The sequence below is a fragment of the Candidatus Nomurabacteria bacterium genome, assembly GCA_023898425.1.
In the GTDB taxonomy this organism is placed as follows: domain Bacteria; phylum Patescibacteriota; class Patescibacteriia; order 2-12-FULL-60-25; family 2-12-FULL-60-25; genus HK-STAS-PATE-2.
Genome location: CP060222.1, coordinates 161,543 through 179,384, shown reverse-complemented (window position 1 = coordinate 179,384; position 17,842 = coordinate 161,543). Strand labels below are relative to the sequence as shown.

Below are 17,842 nucleotides of genomic sequence, written 5' to 3'. Positions count from 1 at the left end.
ACACCGAATAAATCGGTGTGGTATTTTGTTCATCACGTTATTTACCTTCTTTTTTATCAGCATAAAAACGCATACCTTCAACAAGTTTTTCAGGAAGATGTTGATGGAATTTGCGATAGTAATCAGCAAAACGTTCGTCTTGTAAATACATATCAGCAAGACCACGATAGATCTCCATCGAACAATCGTAGAAAACATTGATACCTTCAAAATGCCTTTGGACAAGCGCCTGAAATTCATCGCTTTCTGGCGCAATACCGCGTTCAACGGCATCGGCTAACTCACGACAAAGTACTTCGCCCGCTTCTTTTATTTCAGCAATCTCTTCTTTAGAGAATTTTGCATAGCGTTCTTGCGATTGTTTATAAGCATCCGTGCCGCCCCATCGGGCTTTTGCTTCATTTTTATATTGTCTGATTTCCTCATCAGAAAGCGATCCGTAAAGATCACGTTCTTGGTCAGTAATGTTATCATCTTGCATAGATGTAAGAGTAGTGTCGATAGATTTAATAATTGCACCTAATCGTTTGCGCTTTAGCTCTAGCAAGCCACGCTGATAACGAAAGGCGTCTGCGAGATCAAAACGAGGATGATCAATCATCTTCTGAATCTCTTCGAGCGGAAAATCGAGTTCGCGAAAAAATAAGATCTGCTGCAGACGGATCAATTCATTTTCGCTGTACTGGCGATAACCGTTCTTGGCGATTTCGGCAGGCTTCAAGAGGCCAATGCGATCATAGTGACGCAAGGCTCTTGGTGTAATGCCGGCTTTTTCTGCCAATTGGTTTACGGTATACATCATAACCATGGACTAGCATAAACCTTGACGTTACGTCAATGTCAAGGCTTTCGATACTGCCAGAAAAGCTTCTATTTGCTACAGTGTGACCATATGAAACGTATTGCGATTATTGGCGCGGGTATTTCAGGTCTTACCGCCGGATATGAACTCAAAAAAGCAGGCTTTGATGTGACGGTTTACGAAAAAGAAGCACTCGTAGGAGGACGCATGTCCACACGTGTGATCGAGGGTTTCCATTTTGATATCGGCGCTGATCATCTTTGCAACCTCTATCTTCATATGAAGGATTATTGCAAAGAGTTCGGTATTGAGTGGCAACCAATGGCATTTGATAAGTACGGGATTATAAAAAATCATCAAACAACTCGCCTTGCACAAGGCGTTGGTTTTTTTAGTAAACTACGAATGACTTGGCATGCGCTCACCATGAAAAAGATTGATGAGCTTTTTAACTTCAATCTTATCGCTGATCATGATACGGAAAATGCCAAACACTATGCTGATAGAATGCTCGGCAAAGAGGCGACGCAGTATTATGTTGATGGCTTTACCAGCGCATATCAATTTCATCGTGCTGACGAAATAAGCATCGCTCCTTTTTTAGCTATCATGAGCTCTATCAAGCGCGATGGCCCTCTATGGAATCTTCATCGTACAAAAGGCGGTATGATTGCCTTACCAAATGCTCTTGCAAGTAAACTCAACGTAAAAACATCCACTGAAGTTGCATCCGTCACAGGTAAATCTATTACCTTAAAAGACGGCTCTACCGAATCATTTGATGCCGTCATTATGACGGCTCCAGCACCGATTGCGCTTACGCTTATCAAAGAACCAACACCAGAAACAACCCACCTCCTAGAAAACAGCAAGTTCGCAGCAACGATCAGTCTCACCTTTAAACTCCCAAAAGATCTTGCGCCAAAAAGAGGTGTGACCTGGGTGCCGTATGTAGAAAGCACCATTATCGCAAGTATCTCCAACCAAGCAATGAAGGGCGAAGACTGCATTATCGGTGATCAATCACTCGTTTCGATCTGGCTTCATGAAGACGCAGCAAAATCCCTCATGAAAAAAACAGATGTAGAAATATCAAACATTGTTCGAACTGAGCTTGCTCGTGTTACAGATTGGCTGTCATCAATAGATCAGCTTTCATTACTTGATCTTCAACGCTGGGACTATGCGATGCCAAAATTTAGCTTAGGTCATCAAAAGCTCGTCAAAAACTACTTAGAGCATCATCAAGGTAAGAACTGCCTTTATCTTTGCGGGGATTACATGAACGCCCTCTGGACAGAGGGCGCGCTTCGCTACGGTCAACGATTAGCTGATCGTATTAAAATTGATCTGGATAATACTTCGGTAACTCAGCAATAAGTTGCTCGTCACTTACATCTACGTAGAAGTCATCACCAGTGAGCTGTGTGTACAACTTCATACCTGTATTTGTTGTGCCATAGATACCGCCCCAACCACTCGTAGCATTACACCAAAAGAAATTGCTAAATGGCGTCGTCCCAAAGAGGCGCTTTTTTAGATATTTTGGATAAAGCGCTGCTCCGTATGCATTACCACGTGGTGCCATGACAAAGTCTTCGTTTGTTGTAGTGGTCCCAACAACTTTAACAGCGATATGTTTTTTGAGATCCGGGATAAACTTTTTTTCAACGATGTCCAAAAGCTTGTCTGCGATTTCATTTTTACGCTTAAGATAATCTGTATAAGACTTATTCATCAAGTCTTTCATCTCTTGATAATCAACAAGAGTTTCTATCTCAAGAATAGAACCGCCTTCTGGGGTCGTACCAGGAGCATCGCTATGCAAGGTTGGTGTCGACAAAAAGACCCAAGGATTCGTAAAGTTACCACCAAGTAATTCCTTCCACGTCTTATTCATGTCCCATTGTTCTTGATGCCAGATATTAAAACTACCAAAGTCATACTTTCGTAAATCAATATCCTTTAACCCAAGATAGATAATGAGACCGGATGGAGAATACTCATAATCGAGCTTCTTTTTATATTCAGCAGGAAAGTCTTCACCAACAATGAGCTTCGCCGCCAAGGCTGGATCAGCATTACAGATATAGTTTTTACCCTTAAAGACCTTACCGTCTTTTGTTTCAATATGCTGAACCTTACCGTCTTTTGTAACGATCTTTGTTACCTCAGTTTCATAATAAATATGGCAACCAGGCTTATCGGTAATAAATTGCACTAAACGATCAACGTAGTATTTAAAATGCTTCGTTGGATAGTAAGCGCCAGTATTGTATCCGCCAAAAAGACCAGCGAAAGCAAAGAACGAGAGTTTGTCTGCGCATTCCATAAAATCACCTGCGCCAGCCATTAATACATCTTGTGATTCACGAGCAACGCCACATTCATCAAACACCTGCTGTACGGTCGCATTTTGATATTTAATCAAGCTCAAAACCTTGTACCAAATGGTTGCATAGTCTTTGATCGTCCAAGCGCGCGCGGGCAAGTAAGAAAATTCTTTTCTTACCTTCATCATAATATCTGAAAACTTCTTTACAGCCGCACCTTGTCCAGGATAGGCCTCCTCAATATTTTTTACCAAATTCTCAAAGTCATAAGGGATACCAACACGCTTGCCGTCCGGCATCGACATCACGTCATATCCTTTTGGATCTAATAATTCAAACGTAATGTCTTTTTCTAAGCCAACATGTTTCAGAAATTCGTAGATTTTACCACCTGGCCCACAGCCCCAAATATAGTGGACCTGACCACAGAAATAATATTCACCCATCTTAAAATGACTGAACATAACCACCCGGGATATCATGAGCCTCAAGAATACAGACCTTGTACCCTTTGTTTACCAATAGTGAACTCGCTACCAATGACGAATTACCACTACCGATAATAACGTAATCATAATCGTGACCCTCTGCATAACGAGCGTCTTGCGCTTGCTTTTGTTCAGCGGTTAACGCTGTTGTGCTGTGTTTTTTCGCCATAGAATACACACACTTTACCACAAACACCCGCAAAAATCTGATAATGGTCAAGTATCTGTCACTCCTACCTCCATCAGACGTTATGATAATATCTTTCTATGCAAAAAGGGCTTTTAACTGAATTCTGGATCTTCGGACTCAAACAAACCCGCGCTTCTATTTTTGCTGGCTCGTTTTTCATCCTCCTTTTCCTTTCAAATTACTTACCTTTGGGCCCTCTGTATCGATATGACTTTTTATTTCTTGCTTCGTTAGCCCTTCAAGTAGTACTTTATTACACAAAAATTGAAACAAAAGACGAAATAAAAACCATCACCCTATTTCATATTTTAGGGCTGTGTCTCGAACTTTATAAAACCCAACCATGGGTAGGCTCATGGTCTTATCCTGAACCAGGCATCTTTAGAATCAGCACCGTCCCACTTTTTAGCGGCTTTATGTATGCCGCTATCGGAAGCTATATCAGCCAATCATGGCGAATCATGAAGCTAAACCTCACAGGACCCGTCCCTTATTTTGCTTCTGCTGTTTTAAGTGCGCTTATTTATCTCAACTTTTTTACGAATCATTTTGTACAAGACATTCGCTGGATTCTCATCTTCGGAGTCTTTTATATCTATAGAAAAACCTGGGTAGCATTTATCGTCACGGATAAAAAAAGACGTATGCCGCTCTCGCTTTCGTTTTTACTCATCGCCTTTTTTATCTGGATTGCAGAAAATATCTCTACTTATCTAGGCGCCTGGAAATATCCTGACCAACATATTGCCTGGAGCATAGTCTCTCTACACAAGATTAGTTCTTGGTTTCTATTAGTCATTATCAGCGTTATCTTGATCGCAAACCTTAAGCACGCAAAACAAAACCGCCAATAAGGCGTCAGCATAGCTTCCAATCTAGATTTTGACTTTGTGTACGCTTACGTTACTTTTTAACCACGCTTGAAGTGATCTTAATAAGAATGCTTTCAAATTGCTTGCGTTCATCTGTATTTAAACAAGATAAAATGGTTGTTACGCGTTTTTTAAAACAGGCTTCTTGCTCAACGAGAATAGCCTGACCCGCAGAAGTCATTCGCAAAAGTATACGACGGCGATCTTTTTTATCTATGCTACGACGCACATACTTTTTAGTAATCAAACTATCTACCATTACCGTTGCTGTTGGTGGCGTGATACGTAAAGCTTCAGCTACATCTCGCATCGTTGGTAGTGTTTGCTCAGATATATAGCGTAATACTTTAAAATGCCCCATAGCCAGCGGGTCTTGCTCGTCACCCGTAGGAGACTCTTTGATGGCGCGTCCTGTTACCAAAATCAAGTCCGCTAACTTGGTAATCTCGCGTTTTGGACTTATAGGCATATTTAGTTAGTAATGCAAACTATTTGACTAACAAAGTGTAACTTGGTACGGTCGCGCCGTCAATACCTATAATATGATTATCAACGAATCAAAACGCAACATTTTTATCATGGGTGGCGTGATGCTTGCCATGCTGCTTTCGGCTTTAGACCAAACAATACTTTCGACAGCCATGCCAAAGGTTGTTTCAGAATTAAATGGCTTTGAACATTTAAGCTGGGTCTTTACTGCTTACATGCTTGCATCAACTATTACTGTGCCTATTTTTGGTAAGCTATCAGATCTTTTTGGACGTCGTGGCTTTTATTTATTAGGTATTCTGATTTTTTTAGTGGGCTCCGCTCTCTCTGGCATGTCACAAAACATGACACAGCTAATCCTATTTCGAGCCATTCAAGGTATCGGCGGTGGTGCCATTATGGTCAATTCTTTCGCGATTATCGGTGATATATTTCCTCCTGGTGAGCGTGGAAAGTATCAGGGCATGATTGGTGGCGTCTTTGGACTTGCAAGTATTATTGGCCCATTACTTGGAGGCTGGCTCACAGATAATGCAAGCTGGCGTTGGACCTTTTATGTCAATATCCCGATCGGTATCTTGGCTCTTATAGCTCTTGCTATCTTGTTGCCTAAAATTAAACCAGACATTAAATCGGTTTCAATTGATTATGCTGGTGCATTAACGCTAGCCGGTACGCTTGGCACGCTTTTACTTGGTCTTGTTTGGGGCGGAAGTCAATACGCGTGGAAATCGCCTGAGATCCTTGGCTTGTTCAGCGCTTCTGCTTTTTTAGCAACATGCTTTGTCTTGATTGAATATTATGCCAAAGAGCCTATCCTGCCGTTAGAGCTCTTCAAAAATAGAGTCTTTACCGCGTCTGCGATGAGTGTGTTTCTCTCATCAATGGGTATGTTTGGTGCAATCATGTATATTCCACTCTTTGCGCAAGGAGTGATTGGTGTAACCGCCACGTATTCAGGGCTCATTCTCACGCCATTAATGCTTGGTCTCATTGTTGCTAGTGCCGTGACAGGGCAAATCGTTTCAAGAACTGGACGCTATAAACTCTTAGCTGTACTCGGTATGGCTATTACCGCTAGCGGGATGTATCTACTCTCTCGTATGAATGTAGATACGAATCAAACCGTCCTCGTGATCAATATGATTGTATCAGGCTTTGGTCTTGGTATCGGTATGCCGATTTTTACTATTGTCACCCAAAGCGCATTTGATCATTCTAAGCTTGGTACGGTAACGGCGGGCGTACAAATGTTTCGTTCGATTGGCGGTACCGTAGGCACAGCGATTCTTGGCTCTGTATTAAATGATCGGATGGCAAAAAATTTATCAGGCATTGAACATAACTCTGTCTACGTAGCACTTGAGAGAATCTCTCCTACCGGCGTTGATATCAATGCTCTGACACAATTTTTAACCAAAGATGGCAAAGAACGTCTATCGAACTTAATAAGCCAAATGCCTGGTCAATCATCTGCAGCACTTGCCACGCATTTAGATAACTTTAATCATTTGATTGCGACAGCCTTTGCTTCATCCGTGGGTGAAGTCTTTGCTACAGCGACTATCATTGTAAGCATAGGCGTATTAGCGGCTACGCTCTTACCTCGTATCGAAATACGTGGTCGTAAGTCTGTTGCTCCAGCTACTATACCGAATTTAGTTCAACCACCATCTGAAGTTATCCAGTCATCAGTTCATGTACCAATATTAACAGAATCCGAACCGACATCTTGGGAATTACGCAAAACAGCAAATGCTCTCTTTGACCTTAAATATCACGCAGTGATAGGTACGAACATAGCTCTCCCAACGTTTTCTGCTGAATTACTAACACAGGTTAATAAGAGTTTACTCCAATTACATCACGAGTTTCCTGACACAGAAATTACTCATATTGATGTACGTTCTGAAGCTTTATACGTATCATTTATCGCTTCACCAAGCATTAGATTGCAAGATGCTATCGAGCGCATAAAACAAAAAGCCACTCAATACCTTGAGTTATCAGAATCACCCTGGTCTCATGGATATCTTGCCGTTGCGGGAACACCCATAGATACAGAGCTTGCCTATTCTTATCTCGCGCTACAATCGCAAGAAGAAAAAGGTATGATAAAAATCCGTTTAATCGCTCCATAAAAATAGCCCTAGGGCTATTTTTTTATTTGATCTTTAAAATGCCTTCGCTGATTTTTAACAAATCCGCATCCTTGATGCCAAGGCTTAACTTACGCATGAGCTCGTAGGCAACGGCTCCGTCCTTAAGGTAATGCACCGTTCCATTTGGGTGAATATAATAAGCTTCACCGTGTTCTTGCACACGTAAGACGATTTTGCCTTTCAAGCGATCAATAAACGGGCCGTTACCTACAACAAGCTTTGCATAATCACTTTCTGTAATCCCTAAGCCAAAAGATCGCATCATTTGGTAAGCGGTAGCGCCGTCTTTCATATAGTAACGAGCGCCATTTTCTGGCGAGACGTACCAAGCTTCACCGTATTTTTCGACACGCAATAAAATATACCCACGTAATCTTGTTGCGGCAGGCGAAGAGATAACCAGCTCAGGCTTTGGCTTTATTGTAACGGGAGGCGCTGTAAATGGCGTCTGAGATACGCTTACCAATTGCTGACCAACCCAACCAACCTTTCCATCAACTGTTTTTATCTTGTACCAACCATCTGTCTCTCCTATTAACGCAACCTTGCTGCCCACGGCAATTGTTGTGAGTACCGTTGAACCTTCCATACAAGCAACATCTCTTACGCGAGCACCGGTTGTAACCGTCGCCGTCCATTGACGATCATAAATAGGATCTTCAAAACATCCTCCAGCAAAGGCGGTACTTGGCATCGTCGTTGAAAACAACGACAGCATTGATACAATAGCTAGGGTTTTTCGCATATATATACAGAGTAGCACCGTGGGTCTTTCACAACAATAAAACCGCCAAATGGCGGTTTTATTGCATGCTTGTTTGACCTTATCGAACGCTATTCCCCTATAACAACGTTCTTATTTGGCTGTTTCATTTTTATTTGCACTCCATGGCTTTTGAAAACCATTTCGTACTTTTTGTTTGAACTGCTTGTGTTCTTTCATTAGCTTACCGATATCATGCTTCACAATATCTTTAAGCAATTCTTTTGCACCCGCTTCATCACCTGCGGCACGAAGCTTCTCAGCTTCTACAAGCTTTGCAAAAGCGTCTGCATCAATATCACCTGCAAATGGCTTGTCAGCGGTTAGTTCTTTAAAGGAAGCGAAGTCATTGGCAACAATAGCTGCCGTTACGGCTTCATGTTGTTGTTTCATCTCTTCGGTTGGCTCTTTCACACCCTTTTTATAACGATGCATAGCTGCTCGTCCTGTGGGTAAGCCAGCATCTTTGATAAGCTGCTGCGCTTCATCCTTCTTACCTTCATCGATGAGTGTTTTCGCTTTTGCTAAAACATCTTTTTGTTCTTGTGTAAGAGGTGTCTTTTCACCACCGAAACCATGTGCTGATACGCTCGAAAGCGGAGCTACGATGACCATGAGGGCAAACAGCGGGATAATAAGTGCTAATGAGTAGGTTGTTTTACGTTTATTCATAATGTTAGAGGGTTAGCGCTTCTTCATTCCGAAGCGTCTTGAGGAATTGATAAGGTCGTACGCCCTTACAATCACTACTACGCTCTGACGAAAATTTTCTTTCACGAAGTTCTTCTGACAACTCAGGAAACGGATTTATAGGTTCAATCTTTCTCATAGAAAAACTTTTCGTAAATTCTTTTACGGATAAACCCTTTAGCTCCCAAGGAATCGCAAAACACGCATGAAACACACGTTCATTGAGCTCTTGTTGGTTTTTGATTGGTAGTCCAACAAAGCGGATTTCTTTTGACGCAAGCAATGCCTGACAGTCACGTATGCGTAAATCTTCACCATTTACCTTCCATGTCGAACCATCAAACGACCGAATCGTTACAATTGAAAAATCTTTACTAAAATCAATAATCTCTCCTGCCAATAAACCCTGTTCTGGCTGATTCCAGAGTTGCATTTGTTGCTCAATCGTAGGCCTATGTAGTGGGATATGCGAACCAATACGCTTCTCCACTTGCGAACCTAAGCCCGTTATATAGACCAATGTTCCGCCAACAGCAGCAATACATACGCCGCTCGCCAATAGAAGAAAGAAGGAATAACGATACCCTCGTCCAGTATGACGAATATTTTCGTAAGCGATAAAAAGCGCCACCCCAAAGATCACTATCCAAAACAACGGCAAAATATCAAAAAGAAATGACCAAACCCCTGAGTGCGTTACACGATAAAACTCAAAGCCAGAATTTACAAAGGCAAAAACAGCTACACCAGAAGCTGCCGCGGCTAATACAAGGGCAAGTACAGCAAAAAACCATAACAGTTGTTCTTTCAATACAAATTGCCAGCGCGGACGTGGAGTCACATGCTCTTGTTCGATGAGTCCAATAACCTTGTCGGCAATCGGATCTCGCTCTGGCGTTGTGTGTTGAGGTGTATTCATAATTAACGTGGGTCTTTTGCAAAATACTCTTTGAGTTTTTTCTTTGCTCGAGAAATAAGCGTACCAACAGTACTCACAGGTACCTGTAAAATATCCGATATTTCGTTATATTCACGCTCTTCAAAATAACGCAGCACGAGAACATCACGATACTTGGCATCCAGCTTATAGAGCGCTTTACGAAGGATGTCGCTATCTAAAGATTTGCTTGCTTCGGACTCTATATCTAATAACGAAGGCAAAACATCGAGCACGATTTCGCTATCCCCGATAAGTGAACCTTCAGGACGAGCTTTACGTGAACGAAAAAAACTCATAGCTTCGTTATGAGTAATACGATAAATCCATGAAGAAAATTTCAAAGAAGAATCAAATCCATTGAGATTACGATAGGCTTTGATAAAAACATTCTGTAGAACATCCTCCGCATCCTCACGTCGAAAAACACCAAGACGTTGAATATATCTCGTAAGTTTATCGCTATATCGCCTTACGAGCACACCAAAAGCCTCCTTATGCTCTAAGGTTTGAGAAACGAGCTGTTCATCCGTCATGGTATCTAAAAGCATGGACATGACTATCTACTAATACGCGACATCTAGATAAATATTCTAATAGAGAATATGCCGCGCTCTTAATCGTACCCCTTTTGAAACAGTTCTGCTATTGTGTGTCAGAACTTTGTTTTATGAATAATATCTCACGTTTTGATGCCGCCACCATTCATTTTGCACAAAAAAACGGTGAAGCTATGGCGCGTATCGCATTGTTTATTATCTATTTTTGGTTTGGTTCTTTAAAGGTCTTTGGGCTCTCCCCGCCAATCCCCTTGTGCGCGAATTACTTGAGGTGACACTACCAATGATCGCGCCTGAAACATTTATCTTTTTCTTTGGTGTATTAGAAGCGCTCATCGGTATTCTCTTCTTATTTAAAAATGAATGGATTAGCCGAGTAACAATCGCGATTATGTGGCTTCATATGTCACTTACCCTCTTGCCACTGTTCATCCTTCCACAAATCGCCTGGAGCGCACCGTTTGTACCAACTAGAAGGACAATATATCATTAAAAATGTCGCCCTCATTGCTCTCACGATTCAATTAGCGGCCCACATGCATAAAAAGAAATTCCTATGAACATCGAAACACATCCGCTTGAAGCCTGCCTTACCGCCGAAGGCGTACGCATGCACGCAAATCAACACCTAGAGAAGGCCAAAACCCTCCAAAAAAACATCGCTGCCTTAAAAGAAAAATCTCCTCTTACCTGGGAAGAAACCTTTGACGCTCTCGATGATTTACACTTTATGATTGGTGAAGCGAGCTCCATCCCGCACCTTATGGCAGCCACACATCCTGACAAAGAGGTGCGTGATGCCGCACGCGAAGGAGAACCAAAAATCAGCGCTTTTATCACCGAACTCCTTTTAGATGAGGATGTATTTCATGTACTTGAACGATTTGAAAAACAACAAAGCGAAACCGAACCTTCGCGTTTGCGCTTTATGCGTGAATCGTTAAACGAATATCGTCGCAATGGTCTCGGACTCCCAAAAGACAAACAGCAAGAATTAAAAGATCTTAATAAAAAACTGACCGATCTTGGACAGGTATTTGATCAAAATCTTGCCGAAACGCTTTCGATAAAAATAAAGCCCGAACAACTCGTGGGACTTTCTGAGCAATACATCGCTCAACACCAGCCAGATACTGAGGGAGTCATACATATTACGACCGACTATCCAGACTTGGTGCCTTTTATGCGTGATGCAAAGGATCGTGATGCCGCATTAGAACTTTACACGCTTAATGCAAATCGTTGCTTAGCCAATCTTCCATTACTTAAGGAGATGATTGCTTTGCGTCGTCAAAAAGCCGCGCTCCTAGGTCACAACACTTGGGCGGATTATGTGCTAGAACCGCGTATGGCAAAAGACGCAAAAACGGTCGAAACTTTTTTACACGATCTTCATCAAGGACTTATTACACCACGCGAAAAAGAATTTGCTATCTTTGACGAACTCGCTCAACGATTAGAGCTTCCTCATGGCAATCAATTGCGAGCAAGTGACTCCTCCTATCTAAACGAAAAAGCAACTCAAGAACGCTTTCAATTGGACGGACAAATACTTAGCCAATATTTCGAAGTAAACGCCGTCAAACATGGCATTCTTCGTGTTATTGAGGATCTCTACAATGTGCGATTTGAAGAGCAGCCAAAGCAAGGTGTTCACCCTGATATTGAGACCTACCACGTCATTGATAAAGGCGAAGTTATCGGTACATTGCATCTTGATCTTTACCCACGCCCAGACAAGTATAAACACATGGCTGTTTTTGGGATGCGTGCCAGCAGCAAAAAGAACGGAAAAGTCATTCTTCCAATATGTTCGCTTGTTTGTAATTTTGCTCAATCAAAAGATGGTACGCCGGCACTCCTCACTCATAGCGATGTCGAAACATTCTTTCATGAAATGGGTCATGCGATGCATCGAATCTTTGGTCAAACGGAGCTCGCGAGTCAGAGTGGCACCAGTGTCGCTTGGGACTTTGTCGAAGTCCCTTCTCAACTTTTCGAAAACTGGGCTTGGGATCGTGTCGTTCTTGATCGTTTTGCAAAACATCATCTTACTGGAGAGACTATTCCTCAAGACCTCTTTGATGCTTTGACAGCCTCGCGTAACTTTGGCGAAGCAACGTTTACAGAACGGCAACTCTTTCTCGCAACACTGGACTTTACCTATCACACCGCTCCAGCGATTGAAGACACCACAAAAGTCTATGATGGGCTTTATCCACAGTTCTCACATTTCAAACGCCCTGAGAACACCCACCCAGAGGCAAGCTTCGGCCACCTAAACGGCTATGACGCCGCCTATTATGGCTACCAGTGGGCCTTAGCGATCGCTCATGATGTTGCGAGTCGCTTCTTCTCTGAAGGCCTCATGAACCCCGCCACAGGCGCCGCCTACCGCGAAGCCATCCTCTCACAAGGAGACAGCGCCGACGGATATGCTCTTGTTGAGCGCTTTTTAGGCAGAAAACCAAATAATGAAGCCTATAAGAAGTATTTGGGGCTCTAAAAATCGATATCCCCTTTTTCACGAAGTGAAAGAGGTGCCGCGCGACGAGCGTCGGCGGAGAAAGCCTCTGGTTGACTTTTTTATTATAATAAGGTATACTTTCGCTCTCTCAAATCATTGGCTCGAACCTTTGCGTATACCGCTTGTCCTCTAAGGAAATCGAGTCACCTGCCTGTGTTTGAGAATTCTTATTAAGGCAGAACTCAACTCGTTTTCTTTATGAATACGCCAGAAACCAAGGCCGTACCAGCTTTTAGTGAGCTCGGTATTGCCCCTAAGCTCCTCGAAGCCCTTACGGCTCGTGGCTTAGTCACGCCAACACCTATTCAAGCACAGGCAATCCCTGTCGCCCTTGAAGGTAAAGACATGATCGGTATCGCTCAAACCGGTACTGGTAAAACCCTCGCTTTTGCGATTCCGATGATTCAACGCATCTCAAAATCCAAAGGACGTGGTCTTATTATTCTTCCAACACGCGAACTTGCTTTGCAGGTTGAAGAAGAACTCCAAAAAATTGCTAAGCACATCGGCTTACGTACAACGGTTTTGATTGGTGGCCAGTCTATGCGTCCTCAATTGGACTCATTACGTCGCAAACCACATGTGATCGTAGCAACCCCGGGTCGCCTTATTGATCACCTTGATCAAAAAACGGTTAAACTCGACGATGTCCATGTACTCGTTCTTGATGAAGCTGATCGCATGTTAGATATGGGTTTTGAACCACAAATCAAACGCGTGCTTCAAACCGTACCTGACGAACGTCAGACCATGTTGTTTTCAGCAACCATGCCTCCAGAAATTGTGCATATCGCCAATAAATACATGGAGCAACCAACACGCGTAGAAGTTGCCACCGCTGGTACTGCAAACGCACGTGTTACCCAAGAAATGATCTTGGTCCCTCGTCAAGATAAAATTCGTCTTCTTGAAAAACTCCTCACGGATACAAAAGAAACCGTTCTTGTTTTTTCACGTACAAAACACGGTGCGCATAAAATCGCTTTTCAAATTCAACGCATGGGCCACACGGCTGCTGAGATTCACTCAGACCGTTCGCTCAACCAACGTAAAGAAGCCCTCGCAGGCTTTAAGAGCGGCAAGTACCGTATTCTCGTTGCAACTGATATCGCTGCACGTGGTATCGATGTGAAAGAGATCGGTCTCGTGGTTAACTTTGATCTTCCGGACAATCCAGATGATTACGTTCACCGTATTGGTCGTACCGGTCGTGCAAGCCACGAAGGTCGCGCTATCTCCTTTGCAACTCCTGATCAAATTCGTGACATTAAGTCGATCGAACGCATCATCCGCAAAGAAATCCCTCGTTCAAGATTGCCAGTAGATCTTCCTGCGCACCGCACTGCGGTAACCAACGAAGAACTCGGTGATTCTCGATCCGTCTACGGACGTGATCTTGGCGGTCGCGCAACCTATGGACGCGCACGCGAACAAGCTCGCTCCTATGGAAAAAGCTCAGGTTCTAGCTCAAGCTACGGCAAACCTCGCACATCATCCTATGGTGCATCTCGCACGGATTCATTCGGTGGCCCAAAATCCTTTGGAAGCAAACCTTCTTACAGTGATCGCAAGCCTGCCTATGGCGCAAAACCTGCCTACGCAAAAAAGAACGATCGCAGTAAATACAGCAATCGTTCAACTGGTTCATCAGACATCCCTCCAGTAATCATTACTGGTGGCCGTGTAAAAATCCACGGATAATAAAACATCCCGCGAAAGCGGGATGTTTTATTTAGTATGAAGTGATAACACACTGACCAAGATGCTCCCCTGTCTCCATACTGGATACGTCCGTGAGCGACTGAGCTGCATTCTCTGTGCCCTTCACTTTATTATCTCTCAATAGACGGAGGTAGCTTAATACCTTTGCTCTCGTTTCAAATGTGCAACGTGATTTTACGCCAACAAACTCCGTTGCCCCAAGATTATAAAAATCACCAAGCTGTGTAAGCTCTTCTTCAGTTGTACCATTTCTCAATAGCTCTTGTCGTCCAGCTTCGGTGATCGTTACAGATCCACCTTTAACAATCACATCAAGAGCATAATCTTGCCCCGCTCTTGAGAGCTTCATACCTGTTGTCGCCTCTACCAAAATACCCGAAAGCTCTTCTTTCACCTTCCAATTAACTTCTGATAACTGATCGAGCTCCAATGCTGAAGTCACGCAATGTGTATCCTCAAAACAATTCATAAGCTTTGTGGTAACAGGGATCTTTGCGAGATTCGCATTTGTAATACCAAGACCAAAAGCACGCATAAGAGCATACGCATCACTTGAGCGACCAAGATAATACCGCTTAAGATCAACCGGATTTATCCACCAGGCCTCACCATGCGCTTCTACCTGTAAAAAGATCTTTCCTGAGTTTGCTCTTGCTAAACCGGTATCATACTTGGTTGCGTCACGGCTTTTTGGATTTGTTCCTTTATTAATTCATCCGCATCAGAAACTCCGTCCCCATCTGTATCTTTTTTGTTGAGATCGGTCCCGATAGATTTTTCCATATCATCTACTAAACCATCGCCATCGGTATCAGTACCAGCTAACGCATAAAACCCAACCGGGATTTTTTCTAAGTTTGCATTCGAGATTCCAACGCCTTCTTCGCGCATAATCTGATACGCCTGCTCCGCACGAAAAAGAAAAATGCCGTGTCTGTGTTTTTGGATTTACATACCAAGCTTCACCATGACGCTCCGTCTGCAACAAAATCCGACCAGACAACTGTGACCCTAGTGTTGCTGCTTGTGCTTGAGGAGCGATAAACAAACTTACCGCTAATAAAGGAACTAAATACTGTGTCTTCATATATTACTTTAAAACAGCCATTGCCATTAATGTGTCTCTATTATTAAAACCCTCTTTTCTGTCTGATGATAGCAATTCATTATCTTTCATCGTGGACAACTGACTCACTTCGATATTCTCTCTATTTACACCGGCTTTTTCTGCCTGCAAGCGTATTGCTTCCCCGTTATCATACATGACCTTAGCCACATCTGTGGGGTGTGGTTTAAACATCTTTTTTAAATCATCTTCAGTATAAGCCGGTTCACCATCATCATTTTTCTGATTACGAAACTGCTCTAATAAGCCCGTATCAATCTCATAACTATCTCCGTCTGCATATGGACCAACAGAAACGATCAAGTCTTCTGGCTTGCATTGGTATTCTCTGGCCATTGTTTCTATACCCTTTCTGGCAATGCCAGCCACAGTACCTCGATACCCCGCGTGAAAAACACCTACCGTTTCTGTTTTTGGATCATAAATGATAATCGGCGCGCAGTCTGCGGCAGCTACCATGATCGGAATATGCTTCATCCGGGTGATCAATCCATCGGCAGCCATCATAGCTTGCTCTGCTTTAGGAAGGGCGAGATATTCTTTATCAACAAGAACAATATTTGTACCATGCGTTAAACGCGTCTTTAGCATGTCACGAGGATTTGCCTCAAGATCTAAGTTTCGGAGCATGCGAGTTAATTGCATACCTGCAGCTACTTTTCTGCCACGAAAATCATCAACGCTTTCACCGGTATTCTTCGCTTTTAAACTTGCTTCTAACTCATCACGGTCTTCGATAACGCGACTAGGATCGCTCGTGATACGAAGCTGAGGTAAATGCCCGGCTCCTGGCGCTCTTACTTCGGTAAGTTTGGTCGTAGAACCTACGCCTAACTTATCGGTAAAGCGATCCATGATTCCCGGTCGCCAAATACCTTTTTCAATACGCTCCCCTTTGGTGAGCGCTGCTTCGGGCGTATTTACGATATATTTCTCCATGAAGAGATAATACTCTGTATGCAATCACCGAACAACAACTAGATTGCTTTATCCAACATACTGCCAAAACTCCGCCTCTTCCGTCTCATAGCCTGTCCAGCCATCCGGTGTACCCGCAAGACACACTTCGCACGTTTCAAATTTATCACCTTGCTCAAAATACTGCGTATGCCCGCAAGGTACGCAGAGATACGTACCGGAGACTGGTACGATATCGGTGATTTTGAAAAGATTATCCTGCATAGCACCAAACGTATACTTAAAAACTAACGCATGCAATTAGTAAGGATTCATTAAACGTCTCAAACTCCTTAGAAAGCTTCTTGATTGTAGTAACATGCTTACGCATCACCGATGGAGTTATTTTATATTTGCGAAATTTCACTAAACCTTTCACCGTATCCAATTTTACATCAACACGAACAAAGCCTTTCGTGTCCAATGTAGTCCATCTTGCATGGGCTATCTTATTTCTTACTTCAATAAGATCTGTGATTTTCTTCTTAATTAAATCAAGTTTGATAATTTTATTAGCCGGTTTATTTGAATTAATGATCAGCGTGAGAGCAAGCCCGTAGTATAAATCGATTTTTTTAGACATTTCCATGCTCTTTATAAAGAGATAGGAATATGAATGCGAGTCATCAAAAATAATGTCTGCAAGTCCAGTATCAAATACATGTTCAAATGAACTGAAGTACAAGAAAAACAATCCTATGCATTTTGAGTAGCTATCAAGATTCTTCGATTTTGACCACTGTTCATCCTCAAAATCATACTGATCAGCCCCTTCATATTCGATTTCAAATTGTGGCTTGTCGTTCATATTGACTACCTACTTCCGCTCAAATAACCCCTTAAACTTATCCCAATACGCATACCCAAGATAAGCGGTCATCAGCGAAACCACGATACCTGATATCAGATATGCCGGCACAGTAAAAAGATCATAGACGATAACACCAACGCAAATCGGAGCCACGAAGAGCAAGGCAAGCGCTGGCAAGAAACCAAAGATCAACATGAGGCCGGCGACGATTTCGGTGATTTTGATCATTTGAAAAATCCCCATATCCCACAATTGCATTTGGGTGGTGAGCATCGGAGCTGGGATCTTGCCTTCCATGCCTGTAAGGCCTGCAGCCATACCTGAGACGCCACTGAAGACGAACATAAGACCGAGCAAGACACGTACGGTCATCACTGCTTTTTTATTACGATAGTTCATAGCAAAATACTAAT

The 17,842-nt window shown here is 42.9% G+C and carries 21 protein-coding genes; 7 read left to right on the top strand and 14 right to left on the bottom strand.

Annotation, left to right across the window (positions count from 1 at the left end; genetic code table 11):
• Positions 1–37: 37 nt before the first annotated feature.
• Positions 38–802 (bottom strand): MerR family transcriptional regulator, encoded by a 765-nt coding sequence (locus tag H6759_00985; protein USN52642.1) that lies wholly within the window; start codon positions 800–802, stop codon positions 38–40.
• A gap of 90 nt (positions 803–892) precedes the next feature.
• Between H6759_00985 and H6759_00980 the strand changes: the two genes are divergently transcribed.
• A complete protein-coding gene (locus H6759_00980) occupies positions 893–2,182 on the top strand; it encodes an FAD-dependent oxidoreductase (protein ID USN52641.1) in 1,290 nt (429 codons plus the stop codon).
• On the opposite strand, the gene H6759_00975 is transcribed toward H6759_00980, so the two are convergent.
• Both H6759_00975 and H6759_00970 read right to left on the bottom strand, forming a co-directional pair.
• Entirely contained in the window at positions 2,142–3,599 is a 1,458-nt protein-coding gene (locus H6759_00975; GenBank protein USN52640.1) for an NAD(P)/FAD-dependent oxidoreductase, read from the bottom strand. The two genes, H6759_00980 and H6759_00975, sit on opposite strands and share 41 nt — an antisense overlap.
• Positions 3,583–3,792, bottom strand: a complete 210-nt coding sequence (locus H6759_00970; GenBank protein ID USN52639.1) for an NAD(P)-binding protein — start codon at positions 3,790–3,792, stop codon at positions 3,583–3,585. The genes H6759_00975 and H6759_00970 overlap by 17 nt, the downstream gene beginning before the upstream one ends.
• A 98-nt stretch (positions 3,793–3,890) precedes the next feature.
• On the opposite strand from H6759_00970, the gene H6759_00965 reads away from it, so the two are divergent.
• Entirely contained in the window at positions 3,891–4,667 is a 777-nt protein-coding gene (locus tag H6759_00965) for a DUF817 domain-containing protein (protein ID USN52638.1), read from the top strand.
• Between the two features lie 49 nt (positions 4,668–4,716).
• Here the strand turns inward: H6759_00965 and H6759_00960 are convergent, their stop codons facing one another.
• Positions 4,717–5,154: a MarR family transcriptional regulator gene (locus H6759_00960; GenBank protein ID USN52637.1), complete on the bottom strand. Its 438-nt coding sequence runs from the start codon at positions 5,152–5,154 to the stop codon at positions 4,717–4,719.
• A gap of 73 nt (positions 5,155–5,227) precedes the next feature.
• Between H6759_00960 and H6759_00955 the strand changes: the two genes are divergently transcribed.
• Positions 5,228–7,315 (top strand): MFS transporter, encoded by a 2,088-nt coding sequence (locus H6759_00955; protein ID USN52636.1) that lies wholly within the window; start codon positions 5,228–5,230, stop codon positions 7,313–7,315.
• Between the two features lie 22 nt (positions 7,316–7,337).
• Here H6759_00955 and H6759_00950 read toward each other — a convergent pair whose 3' ends face one another.
• The 4 genes from H6759_00950 to H6759_00935 all read right to left on the bottom strand — a co-directional run bounded on the left by H6759_00950 (position 7,338) and on the right by H6759_00935 (position 10,283).
• On the bottom strand, positions 7,338–8,081 hold the full coding sequence (locus H6759_00950; protein ID USN52635.1) for an SH3 domain-containing protein: 744 nt from the start codon (positions 8,079–8,081) through the stop codon (positions 7,338–7,340).
• A 111-nt stretch (positions 8,082–8,192) separates the two neighbouring features.
• Positions 8,193–8,771: a DUF3486 family protein gene (locus H6759_00945; GenBank protein ID USN52634.1), complete on the bottom strand. Its 579-nt coding sequence runs from the start codon at positions 8,769–8,771 to the stop codon at positions 8,193–8,195.
• Between the two features lie 4 nt (positions 8,772–8,775).
• Positions 8,776–9,708, bottom strand: coding sequence for a hypothetical protein (locus H6759_00940; protein USN52633.1), 933 nt, complete (start codon positions 9,706–9,708; stop codon positions 8,776–8,778).
• A gap of 2 nt (positions 9,709–9,710) precedes the next feature.
• Positions 9,711–10,283, bottom strand: coding sequence for an RNA polymerase sigma factor (locus H6759_00935; GenBank protein USN52632.1), 573 nt, complete (start codon positions 10,281–10,283; stop codon positions 9,711–9,713).
• Between the two features lie 113 nt (positions 10,284–10,396).
• On the opposite strand from H6759_00935, the gene H6759_00930 reads away from it, so the two are divergent.
• The 4 genes from H6759_00930 (at position 10,397) to H6759_00915 (ending at position 14,514) form a co-directional block, all read left to right on the top strand.
• Positions 10,397–10,561, top strand: a complete 165-nt coding sequence (locus H6759_00930; GenBank protein USN52631.1) for a hypothetical protein — start codon at positions 10,397–10,399, stop codon at positions 10,559–10,561.
• A complete protein-coding gene (locus H6759_00925) occupies positions 10,540–10,779 on the top strand; it encodes a hypothetical protein (GenBank protein USN52630.1) in 240 nt (79 codons plus the stop codon). Before H6759_00930 ends, H6759_00925 begins: the two co-directional genes overlap by 22 nt.
• Positions 10,780–10,842: 63 nt before the next feature.
• The gene (locus H6759_00920) at positions 10,843–12,792 is read left to right on the top strand and encodes a Zn-dependent oligopeptidase (GenBank protein ID USN52629.1); all 1,950 of its coding nucleotides are present in this window, start codon (positions 10,843–10,845) and stop codon (positions 12,790–12,792) included.
• Positions 12,793–13,011: 219 nt separating this feature from the next.
• A complete protein-coding gene (locus tag H6759_00915) occupies positions 13,012–14,514 on the top strand; it encodes a DEAD/DEAH box helicase (protein USN52628.1) in 1,503 nt (500 codons plus the stop codon).
• 31 nt (positions 14,515–14,545) lie between these two features.
• On the opposite strand, the gene H6759_00910 is transcribed toward H6759_00915, so the two are convergent.
• The 6 genes from H6759_00910 to H6759_00885 all read right to left on the bottom strand — a co-directional run bounded on the left by H6759_00910 (position 14,546) and on the right by H6759_00885 (position 17,828).
• Positions 14,546–15,070, bottom strand: a complete 525-nt coding sequence (locus H6759_00910; GenBank protein ID USN52627.1) for a hypothetical protein — start codon at positions 15,068–15,070, stop codon at positions 14,546–14,548.
• Between the two features lie 119 nt (positions 15,071–15,189).
• Entirely contained in the window at positions 15,190–15,426 is a 237-nt protein-coding gene (locus H6759_00905; protein USN52626.1) for a hypothetical protein, read from the bottom strand.
• A gap of 199 nt (positions 15,427–15,625) precedes the next feature.
• Positions 15,626–16,600 carry a polyphenol oxidase family protein gene (locus H6759_00900; GenBank protein ID USN52625.1) on the bottom strand — a complete coding sequence of 325 codons (975 nt, stop codon included), beginning with the start codon at positions 16,598–16,600 and terminating at the stop codon, positions 15,626–15,628.
• 48 nt (positions 16,601–16,648) lie between these two features.
• Positions 16,649–16,843: a hypothetical protein gene (locus H6759_00895; GenBank protein ID USN52624.1), complete on the bottom strand. Its 195-nt coding sequence runs from the start codon at positions 16,841–16,843 to the stop codon at positions 16,649–16,651.
• A gap of 16 nt (positions 16,844–16,859) precedes the next feature.
• Positions 16,860–17,426, bottom strand: a complete 567-nt coding sequence (locus H6759_00890; GenBank protein USN52623.1) for a hypothetical protein — start codon at positions 17,424–17,426, stop codon at positions 16,860–16,862.
• A 9-nt stretch (positions 17,427–17,435) separates the two neighbouring features.
• Positions 17,436–17,828 carry a DoxX family protein gene (locus tag H6759_00885; GenBank protein ID USN52622.1) on the bottom strand — a complete coding sequence of 131 codons (393 nt, stop codon included), beginning with the start codon at positions 17,826–17,828 and terminating at the stop codon, positions 17,436–17,438.
• Between the last annotated feature and the right edge of the window lie 14 nt (positions 17,829–17,842).

Excerpts from the sequence above, each read along its gene's own strand:
- H6759_00885 (USN52622.1), bottom strand. The coding sequence starts at position 17,828 with ATGAACTATCGTAATAAAAAAGCAGTGATGACCGTACGTGTCTTGCTC.
- H6759_00910 (USN52627.1), bottom strand. The coding sequence starts at position 15,070 with ATGCGTGCTTTTGGTCTTGGTATTACAAATGCGAATCTCGCAAAGATC.
- H6759_00945 (USN52634.1), bottom strand. The coding sequence starts at position 8,771 with ATGAATAAACGTAAAACAACCTACTCATTAGCACTTATTATCCCGCTG.
- H6759_00930 (USN52631.1), top strand. The coding sequence starts at position 10,397 with ATGAATAATATCTCACGTTTTGATGCCGCCACCATTCATTTTGCACAA.
- H6759_00950 (USN52635.1), bottom strand. The coding sequence starts at position 8,081 with ATGCGAAAAACCCTAGCTATTGTATCAATGCTGTCGTTGTTTTCAACG.
- H6759_00965 (USN52638.1), top strand. The coding sequence starts at position 3,891 with ATGCAAAAAGGGCTTTTAACTGAATTCTGGATCTTCGGACTCAAACAA.
- H6759_00935 (USN52632.1), bottom strand. The coding sequence starts at position 10,283 with ATGTCCATGCTTTTAGATACCATGACGGATGAACAGCTCGTTTCTCAA.
- H6759_00940 (USN52633.1), bottom strand. The coding sequence starts at position 9,708 with ATGAATACACCTCAACACACAACGCCAGAGCGAGATCCGATTGCCGAC.
- H6759_00915 (USN52628.1), top strand. The coding sequence starts at position 13,012 with ATGAATACGCCAGAAACCAAGGCCGTACCAGCTTTTAGTGAGCTCGGT.
- H6759_00975 (USN52640.1), bottom strand. The coding sequence starts at position 3,599 with ATGTTCAGTCATTTTAAGATGGGTGAATATTATTTCTGTGGTCAGGTC.
- H6759_00920 (USN52629.1), top strand. The coding sequence starts at position 10,843 with ATGAACATCGAAACACATCCGCTTGAAGCCTGCCTTACCGCCGAAGGC.
- H6759_00980 (USN52641.1), top strand. The coding sequence starts at position 893 with ATGAAACGTATTGCGATTATTGGCGCGGGTATTTCAGGTCTTACCGCC.
- H6759_00960 (USN52637.1), bottom strand. The coding sequence starts at position 5,154 with ATGCCTATAAGTCCAAAACGCGAGATTACCAAGTTAGCGGACTTGATT.
- H6759_00890 (USN52623.1), bottom strand. The coding sequence starts at position 17,426 with ATGAACGACAAGCCACAATTTGAAATCGAATATGAAGGGGCTGATCAG.
- H6759_00905 (USN52626.1), bottom strand. The coding sequence starts at position 15,426 with ATGCGCGAAGAAGGCGTTGGAATCTCGAATGCAAACTTAGAAAAAATC.
- H6759_00895 (USN52624.1), bottom strand. The coding sequence starts at position 16,843 with ATGCAGGATAATCTTTTCAAAATCACCGATATCGTACCAGTCTCCGGT.
- H6759_00985 (USN52642.1), bottom strand. The coding sequence starts at position 802 with ATGATGTATACCGTAAACCAATTGGCAGAAAAAGCCGGCATTACACCA.
- H6759_00970 (USN52639.1), bottom strand. The coding sequence starts at position 3,792 with ATGGCGAAAAAACACAGCACAACAGCGTTAACCGCTGAACAAAAGCAA.
- H6759_00955 (USN52636.1), top strand. The coding sequence starts at position 5,228 with ATGATTATCAACGAATCAAAACGCAACATTTTTATCATGGGTGGCGTG.
- H6759_00900 (USN52625.1), bottom strand. The coding sequence starts at position 16,600 with ATGGAGAAATATATCGTAAATACGCCCGAAGCAGCGCTCACCAAAGGG.